Annotated in this window: 6 protein-coding genes and 1 pseudogene; 2 read left to right on the top strand and 5 right to left on the bottom strand. The window is 29.6% G+C overall.

Annotated elements, in window-relative coordinates; genetic code table 11:
* The 3 genes from BX611_RS11475 to BX611_RS11465 all read right to left on the bottom strand — a co-directional run.
* Window positions 1–578: DNA methyltransferase (locus BX611_RS11475; RefSeq protein WP_147296425.1), on the bottom strand; the 578-nt coding region annotated here is incomplete at its 3' end.
* A 61-nt stretch (window positions 579–639) separates the two neighbouring features.
* The gene (locus BX611_RS11470) at window positions 640–1392 is read right to left on the bottom strand and encodes a DUF4391 domain-containing protein (RefSeq protein ID WP_115881346.1); all 753 of its coding nucleotides are present in this window, start codon (window positions 1390–1392) and stop codon (window positions 640–642) included.
* Between the two features lie 4 nt (window positions 1393–1396).
* A complete protein-coding gene (locus BX611_RS11465) occupies window positions 1397–4597 on the bottom strand; it encodes a helicase-related protein (RefSeq protein ID WP_115881344.1) in 3201 nt (1066 codons plus the stop codon).
* A 197-nt stretch (window positions 4598–4794) separates the two neighbouring features.
* Between BX611_RS11465 and BX611_RS11460 the strand changes: the two genes are divergently transcribed.
* Entirely contained in the window at window positions 4795–5343 is a 549-nt protein-coding gene (locus tag BX611_RS11460) for a hypothetical protein (protein WP_115881342.1), read from the top strand.
* A 4-nt stretch (window positions 5344–5347) separates the two neighbouring features.
* The gene (locus BX611_RS11455) at window positions 5348–8359 is read left to right on the top strand and encodes a type IV secretory system conjugative DNA transfer family protein (RefSeq protein WP_115881340.1); all 3012 of its coding nucleotides are present in this window, start codon (window positions 5348–5350) and stop codon (window positions 8357–8359) included.
* A gap of 80 nt (window positions 8360–8439) precedes the next feature.
* Here the strand turns inward: BX611_RS11455 and BX611_RS11450 are convergent, their stop codons facing one another.
* Window positions 8440–8868 (bottom strand): helix-turn-helix transcriptional regulator, encoded by a 429-nt coding sequence (locus BX611_RS11450; RefSeq protein ID WP_115881338.1) that lies wholly within the window; start codon window positions 8866–8868, stop codon window positions 8440–8442.
* Window positions 8869–8872: 4 nt separating this feature from the next.
* A pseudogene (locus tag BX611_RS11445) lies at window positions 8873–9574 on the bottom strand (magnesium chelatase domain-containing protein); the annotation flags it as partial.
* Window positions 9575–9651: the final 77 nt, after the last annotated feature.

The following is a 9651-nucleotide window of genomic DNA, read 5'->3' as shown; positions in this document are numbered from 1 at the left end:
ATCACACCATCATCCTTCAGTAAATTCCTCGCCAACTTCAAACGAGGGTACATCATATTCAGCCAATTGGAGTGGTAGCGACCACTAGCATCACTGTTAGTGCTTAACTTTTTACCTTTATCATCTGTTTGGCCTGTTAATTCTAAGTAATTCGATAGGTTATCTTTGTAGTTATCCTTGTACACAAAATCCTTACCTGTATTGTATGGAGGATCGATGTAAATCATTTTCACCTTTTGATGGTAGCTTTTCTGAAGTAGTTTTAATACTTCAAGATTATCTCCTTCAATATAAAGGTTTTGAGTAGTGTCCCAATCTACACTATCTTCTGGAGCAGGACGGAGTGTTCCTGTACTTGGTTTTTGTGCTTCTTTTCGAGCATTAGATTTACCATTCCATGTGAAGTTAAAACGTTCGTTTTCGGTATCGATATGTTCTCCTAGTGTTGCTTGGAGCTCTTGCCAGTCTATCTTCCCTTCTTTAAATATTTCAGGAAACAATTGTTGTAACTGTTCTATATTTTCAGAAACGATGTCTGTACTTTTACTTAAGGGGTCGTTATGGTCGATTTTGTTCATGTTTTTATTATATGCTAAAACGATAAATTTAAAAAACTATCCTATCTAGAAGTACAGATTTTTAGGATAATTTTTTAATTAGTTTTTGTTTGTGGTTTTCTTTGGCTTTTAATTTGATATTTAAAGTTACTTTATTACTGAAAATAGTACCTTTTTTAATCTGGCTTTTAATGCTAACTATTTCTTTATTAACAGCTTCTATTTCTTTTAAAATATCAGCATCCTCATCTACTTCTTTTTTTTCTTTGACATTAAATGAACCTGTTAATAAACTTGTTTCGTGTAAATAGATAGCTTTTATAAAACTTTCATAAAATGCTTTTAAATGAAGTGTATGATAAGTTTTTGTATTTAGGTGTTCTAAAAAACTCTTTTCTACTTCAGATTCTATTGCTTTATTTAACCAAGTTGATGTGATTACCTCATCAATTGTTCTTTTTAAATTGTCAGTTTGGTTAATACTTTTCCTAGCAACTGATACTGCAAAATTATTATTTACTTCTAATAACAGCACTAAGGGATATGGCATGCTTCTTTGCAAAATATTAATCACTTGCTTTTTGTATTTTATGTCTGAAAAGCCAATTGAAATAATTTGAACTTCATCATAACACTCGGTTTTAGTTATGTATTCTGGGATAGCACTATTAAAAGGTTTGTAACTCGCTAACCAACGAATGTCGATAATTACTTCTTTTAATATTTTTTTTTCACTAGCGTTAAGGGTACTGTTATTACTAATTGCAATTTTTGTAATTCGCTTATCAATAAGACAACGATTATCAATATTTAATAATTCTATTAGATCATTCATGACTCTAATTTTTAATAACTAAATAAGAAATGACTTCAAAATCATCTAATGAACGTATTTCATCATAGAGACTTGCTGTACCTCCAGCTGTGAACAAACTTGCTATTCCTTTTTCTTCATTCTTACCAACAATTTCTTGGACAACTACTTCTAATAAATCAACATAAGCACTCATGTCTTTTCCTTGTTTAGTTTCCTTTTTAAAATCATTAACCAAATCCATAAATACCTCTGGTTCACTTGATGATAACTTTTGATACATATCTAGAATTTTTTTGCTTTGAGTAAAACTAAATATTAACTCCCCTTCAGAACTTATATAAGTTAAAAAGTACGGGTTTATTGGATTGTAATGCTCTTCTTTTTTGTTTTTCTTTCTCTGTTTTAAGCAAAAAATCACACCTTCTTTAAGATTCTCAATGTTTGTTTTAGTAACCGCGTGAATCCCTGTTGGAGTTTGTTTCATAACAGATTCGTGTTCCTTTAAATATTCCATTAAATCCATCTTGAAATCATTGAATGTGAAATCTGTAATAGAAATACCGCCATGAACATCTTCTATATCAACGACTTCATCCTGCATTTGTTGAAGTTGTTTTCTACGATAAGCTAAATCATTCATTTCACCATTATTCTCAATAACATTTTCTTCTCCTGTTGCAGAGATATCCAAAAGCACCATTCGTCCACTAACCCTAGCTTCAAGATTTATGTATTCATCAAGCTCCATGTTAGGCCAAAAATTAACAAGTTGAATTTGATTGTTGATTGAACCTAATCTATCAATTCTTCCAAATCTTTGAATAATACGAACAGGATTCCAATGAATGTCATAGTTTACAAGATAATCACAATCTTGAAGATTTTGACCTTCAGAAATACAATCTGTAGCAATCAAAACATCAATCTCTTCTTTTAAATCAGGATAAATTTTATTACGTTCTTTCGATCTTGGAGAAAAATTAGTAAGTAACTCATTTAACTCTGTCCTAATACCCTTCATGGTCGTCTTATTGCTTCCTGAACCAGTTATTAAGGCAGTGTTTACCTTATGTTGGTCTTTTGCCCAAGAGCTAATTTGTTCATAGAGATAAGTGGCTGTATCTGCAAAAGCAGTAAATATTATTACTTTTTTATTTTCTTCATTTAGTGGCTCGTTAATTTTATTATGAATTAACTCTTTTAATTGAACCAACTTAGCATCCCTTTCAGCATCAATAGTTTGAGTTTCCTCTAATAGTTTACTTAATCTTAATTTATCTTCTTCTAAATCCTGTTTCCATCTCACTAAATCCATATCCTGTATGAGTACTTTTACCTTGTTCCCAATTAAGTAATCATCCAGTGTTGGGTCATCTGTATCTATATCTTCAATTGATAATTCATCGTCAAGATAATCTTCCTCGTTTTGAATTTTAACCAATAAAATGTCAATTTTTTTTAAAAGGTTTTCTAATGTTAATCCAAATGAATTTATAGAACTCTCCATTCTTTTAAGCAAGTTCACTCGCATTAAATGAATTAAACTTTGCTCACGGTCAACCTGCTTGAAAACACTACCCGACTCTAGTGTTAAGTCATAGCTTCTGTTGTATTGCTCTTGCTTATCAGGTCTTACATATTTAAGAGGTGAATATGAACTTAAATTTAATTTTCTTATCTCTCTATTTATTTCTTGCAAAGAAGAAAACTCATCTAATAAATCAATGTTTGATTTTACATTTTTAGGAAGAAGGCGTTCAGGAAATTTTCCTATATTTTTTAAATCGTAATATCGTTCAATATGCTTTCTTGAACGAGCAATAGTAATTAAATCTAGTAACTTAAAATATCTAGAATCTAATGATTCTAATAATTGAGCAGAATTTTTACTTTCATCAGGATTTTTTAACCACTTATTAAATTGTGTTTGGGCTATCTTCATTACATGGTTTATATTATCAATCCCATACTCTGAAAATGCTGTTTCTTTTCCTTCGGTAATGAATGCTACTTGGTTTTTTAAGTCATTCATTCGATTGTTTACAGGGGTTGCAGATAGCATTAAAACTTTAGTTTTTACTCCGGCTTTAATAATATAGTTCATTAATCTACCGTAACGTGTTTCTCTATCACGTCTTGGATTATTATTTCTAAAATTGTGTGATTCATCAATTACGACTAAGTCATAGTTTCCCCAGTTTATTGTCTCAAGATTAATCTCGCCAGATAAACCTCTTTCTCTGTTTAAATCAGTATGATTTAAAACATCGTAATTAAACCTATCTTCAGCAAGAATATTTCTTTTGTCATTAAGTGTATAAACTGTCCAATTATCTCGAAGTTTTTTTGGGCAAAGTACCAATACTCTATCGTTTCTTAATTCATAATATTTTATTACAGCTAAAGCTTGAAATGTTTTACCCAACCCAACACTATCAGCAAGAATACACCCACCATATTTTTCAACCTTATCAATTGTTCCTAAAACTCCGTCTTTTTGGAATTTATATAATTTATTCCAAACGAGAGTATTTTTAAAACCAGTTTTAGTTTTTATGATTTTCTCCTCATCCAAATCAACCAAATAATCTTTAAAGATGTTATAGAGTGTAAAGTAATAAACAGAAGAAGGAGAATTATCTTTATAAGCAAGTTCTAATTGTGCTAGTACATCTTTTTTTACATCATCCATTAAAGCCTCATTACTCCAATTTTGATTGAAAAAATTAAGCATTTGCTCAGTAACTTCTGAATCGTGAGTTACTGTATTCATAGTAATTTTATCATTAGGAGCATACCCCAGATCAGAAGCGGATAAATTCGAAGTGGAGATATTAATTCCAGTAGATTCTTTTCCTTGTAAATGGATTAAATTGGTTCCTATAACACCAGGCATTTTTGTTGATCTTACTTCAACTTTATTTTTAATCCAATCCGCACATTCTTCAGCAACCTTATGAATATTCAACTTATTTTTAAAGCGGTACTCATATCTATCTCCATTAATATCAGTTGTTTTATCAGAAAATAATTGACGGTCTTTAAAGCTAAAAAGCCCAGAACTCAAAATAATTTTTAGATTTTCGATTTTTGACAATTCATCTTTTAACTCTTGAAATCCATAAATAGTAAAATATGAGGCAATAATTGATGCCTTATCATTTTCATGAATATTTTGGATTAGAGTTTCCCCTAAAGTTTTTTTAATGTATGTATTACTCATTATAGTCTTAATGATATCAAATATTAGAGTTTTGTCAGAAAAATATTACTATTACTACAGAAATGAAATAATAATTTGCAATTTTCCGATAAAAATACTTAAATAAATCCTCCTAGAAAATAAATATATTAATTAAGATTAATTAATCTTTTAAATTTATATATTTATAAAGTTAAATTATTAATAAAAATATTGTTATGGGATTTATACCGATACTATTAGTGGTACTTATCGCTATTGGTTTTCTTAGAAAAACCACTCCAGAATTACAAGGACATTGGAATACATTAATTGATGAATTCGAATATTCTACAAAAGATTTTTACGCTCTGCTTGAAAAAGAATTGAAGTCTCACGGAATTGAGAATATTACTGTCGTTGAAAGAGAAATGAGCGAAGGAAATGCCTTATCAACTAAAAGACTTTACTTAAGAGTTAGTTGGAAGAATTACAATTATGATTGTTGTTGCGCTCCTTTTGGAAATGGAACATTCTTTTCGTGGTGGATGTTTACTGAACGAAAAGACATTGAAGGATTAATTTATAAAATTCCTTTTATTGGTCGCTTTTTAGCAAATTTTTTCTTCCCAACCACATACTACAAAATTGATTCAACTTCAATGTTTAGAAGTTATGCTCAAGCTTCTGTTTTAAAAGTAATAGATGAGATAACTAAAGAAAAAGGAATTAGGTTATTAAATGATTCTGAACGTAAACCTACTATGAAAGATATATTTAAAAGATAGTTGAATGACGTTGTCTCCTAGTGAACAATTAACACTTAATTTCTATAAATGGGAATCAAAAGGGCGTGGATATTTTCACAGCCCTTTTCAAGTTAAAATTGAGCCTCCATTTATTCCTTTTCAACATCAGTTCATACAAAATGAAAGAATTGATGAGGGCAGGGTTCCCTCTTTATTTAATAAATTTATAAAACTCATACAACCAGAGGAGGAAGTAAAAGAGATAGAAGAGGCTGAAATACTACCACTCAGAGAGAAAGAAAAATCGTTAATAAGTACCTTTGAAATTTCTTATTCAAAAAAACAAAAGACGAGTAGAGAAATAAGTTTAGAACTTTTGAATATGCTCTCGTATTCAAAAGACACTCTTTCGTTTGAAATTGTTGCAACTGGTACTGAAATTAAAATTCAAATAAGTTGTAACCAAGAAGATTCAATTCGAGTTCAATCATTACTCAAAGCATACTTCCCTTCACTACTCATAAAAGAAGCGAGTTCTTATGAGTTTCCTTTAAATAATGAAAATGAAATTGCCATTTGTGATTTTGGTTTAGAGGAAGAGTTTATGAGAACCATTCAAATAAAACAAAACTTTAGTTTAGATCCTTTTACAAGTCTTTTTTCTGTTTTTGATAGTATTGAAAATGGAGACGCTATCGTATTTCAAGTCTTGTTTAAAGGAGTTGAATACCCTTGGGCTAAAAATATTTTAAATGCTGTAACAGATTATCAAGGAAATTCTTTTTTTAGTGATAGCCCTGAAATGCTTACGTGTGCAAAAAATAAAATTTCTCAACCGCTGTTCGCTGTTGTTTTACGAGTAGCAACGCAATCTATCTACCAGAATAAGACTGAGTATTTAGCAAAAGAAGTTATCAGAAACCTTACATTAATTTCTAGTTCTGAATTTAATCGAGTTATTCCACTTTCAAATGAAGGGTATGATTTTAATGAGCATATGAAAAACTTATTTTTCAGACAGACGAATAGAACAGGGATGATTCTAAATTCAGAGGAACTTTTGAATTTTGTTCATTATCCTAATGAGAATATTAATACTTCAAAATTAAATTATTCTGTTTCAAAAACAAAAAAAGCTCCTCAAGAAGTATTGCAAGCTGATTACAAAATTGGCGTAAATGAGCATAATAATCATCCTTCGAGTGTTTACTTAACGGATGAGCAATTAGTGCAACACGCTCATATAATTGGAGCCACAGGGGTTGGTAAATCAACTTTACTCGCAAACTTAACCATTGAAACAATTACTAAAGGGGTGGGTGTTACTCTATTCGATCCTCACGGAGATATAGTAGAAGATATTTTATTGAGAATCCCTGAGCATAGAAAAGACGATGTTATAATAATTGACCCTTCAGATTCTGAATTTCCTGTTGGATTTAATTTATTACAGGCTAAAACTGATACTGAAAAAATAGTATTGAGTTCAGATTTAGTTTCAGCATTTAAAAGTCACGCTACTGCTTGGGGTGATAATATGACTGCGGTTTTATCAAATGCTATAAATACCTTTTTAGAAAGTTCGAGAGTAGGAACCCTAATTGAATTAAAAAGATTCTTAATCGAAGAAAAATTTAGAAATGATTTTTTACATTCAGTAGAAGATGAGTCACTTCATTATTATTGGAATTATGAATATCCAATGGTTAAAAAAGGAATTGCTCCCTTATTAACACGAATTGATACATTTTTGAGACCGAAAATTATTCGGTATATGTTTGCTCAAAAAGATGGTATTGATTTTAAAAAATGTATTGATGAAAACAAAATAGTTTTAATTAAGCTCTCGCAAGGTTTAATTGGAAATGAAAATAGTTATTTATTGGGTTCGTTATTTTTGTCTAAAATTAATCAAGTTGCACTCGGAAGACAGAATATATTAAAAGAAAATAGAAAACCTTACTTTGTAATAATGGATGAATTTCATTCATTTATAACACCTTCAATTTCTTCCATTCTCAGTGGAGCGAGAAAATATTCAATTGGTTTAGTATTAGCCCATCAAAACTTAAGACAAATTCAAAATTCAGAAATTTTAGAATCTATAATTTCAAATCCATTTATTAGAATTGCTTTTAGATTAGGAGATAATGATGCAAAAATATTAGAAGGAGGATTCTCATATTTTGAAAAAGAAGATTTAACTAATTTAGAAATAGGAGAAGCGATAGTTAGAACTGGAAAAAACAGTAATGATTTTAATCTAAAAACACATAAGCTTTCAGTTGAGATAGGTGAGAGTACCAGAGCTTATATTATTCAAAGCACTCGTGAAAATTATTCCAAAAATGTTTTTGAGGTAGAGCAAATTTTAAAAGAACAACTTCCTCGTCTTACTACTTCTAAAACTGTTCCTAAAAAAGATACTAAATTTATTGAGCCTATAGAGTTAAAAGAAAATATTACTCCAATAATTGAGAATCAAGATGATGTAATTATTGATTTAAAGAGCGATATAGATAAATCTAAAGAAAAGTATTTAAAAAGTGTGAACGCTCAAGATGAAATTACAAAGCATCGAGCTCTTCAAAACTATATTAAAACAATGGCAGTTCAGAGAGGGTTTAGATCAACCATTGAGGAGGAGTTGAAAAATGGAGGTAAGGTCGATGTCGGAATATCAAAGAGTAATGTTCGTATTGGTATTGAAGTTTCAGTGACAAATACTATTGATTATGAAGTTCAAAATTTAACAAAATGTATTGATGATGGTTTTAATTTAATCTATATGATTAGTGAAAGTAAAATTCATCTGAAAAATATCGAAAAACGAGCAAAAGAAATAATTGAAAAAAAGCATCTTAAGAAAATATTCTTTTTTCAGTCAATTGAATTAATTGACTATTTAGATGCTATAGAAACCGAAGATGAAAAAAAAGTAGAGAAAGTAAATGGTTGGCGTGTAAATGTTAATTATCATTCTGAAAATAAAGATTTAGAAGGAAAATCTACATTATCTGAAAAAATTCTAAAAGCTTTAAAAAGTAAAGAATAAAACCCTCACGAAGAGGGTTTTAAAAAAAATTGCTATGAAAAAGATAGAGTGTTTACACTCTATGAGATAAATATATAAATTTATTTTAAATAATCTTCAATTTTTTTAAGAGATTCTTTTTTAATTAATTTCCCTTTCTCAAACCTGCCGATAGTACTTTTATCTAATCCAGTCTTTTTAGCTATGTCATATAGGGAGAATCCATTTTTTATTCGAGTGGTATAAAGTTTTCCCCTTAAGGTTGCTTCATCAATATTTAATGTTTTCGGAATATAGTCTAAAAAAAGATAAATTTTATGTAGTGCAAATATTGAATTTGTACGATGATTTAATTCGCATTCATATACAAAATTTCTATTTACACCTATTTGTTGAGCAACTTCTAATTGAGTTAAATTTCTATCTAACCTTGCTGTTCTTAGCTCATCTCCAACACTTGAAATCCTATCAGGATACTTGTAACTCTTTGGTTTCTTGATATTTAAGTGTATTGGTAAAATGGGGGACAAAACCCAATCGTTTACTTAACATTGTTTTTCCACTTCCGGGAGGACCAACGAGAATTATGTTATGACCACCAGCTGCGGCAATTTCCATAGAACGTTTTACAGATTCTTGTCCTTTTACATCGGCAAAATCAAATTCTGGATTGTCTAAGTTTTTATAAAATTCTGTTCGAGTATCAATTATAGTTGGTTCTAAATCCGATTTTTCATCAAAAAAATTAATGACTTCAGTAATGTTTTCTATGCCATAAACTTTTAAATTGCTTACTATCGCAGCTTCTTTTGCATTTTGTTTTGGTAAAATAAATCCTTTAAAGCCTTCTTCACGTGCTTTAATTGCAATTGGAAGTGCTCCTTTAATAGGTTGTAAACTTCCATCTAAAGAAAGTTCACCCATAATTAAATAATCGCTAACTTTTTCAGATTTTATTTGATTAGAAGCAGCTAAAATACCTATAGCTAGAGTTAAATCATACGCAGATCCTTCTTTTCTTAAATCTGCCGGAGCCATATTTATTGTAATTTTTTTACCCGGAAGCTTGTATTTATTGTTATTTAATGCTGCCGAAATTCTGTAACTACTTTCTTTAATAGCATTGTCTGGTAAACCAACTAAATGGTAACCAATTCCTTTATCTATATTTACTTCAACAGTAATAGTAGTTGCTTCAACACCGAAAACGGCGCTGCCATAAATTTTTACTAACATAACAATTTTTATTTTTTATAAATGTATAAAAAATGTAGTTTAAGTTTGTCTTTTAAAAAATTATTAATTTTTTTGAA

The organism is Lutibacter oceani (genome assembly GCF_003384935.1).
Classification (GTDB): domain Bacteria; phylum Bacteroidota; class Bacteroidia; order Flavobacteriales; family Flavobacteriaceae; genus Lutibacter; species Lutibacter oceani.
The sequence above is the reverse complement of the archived record's forward strand: the minus strand, read 5'-3'. Positions and strand labels throughout refer to the sequence as shown.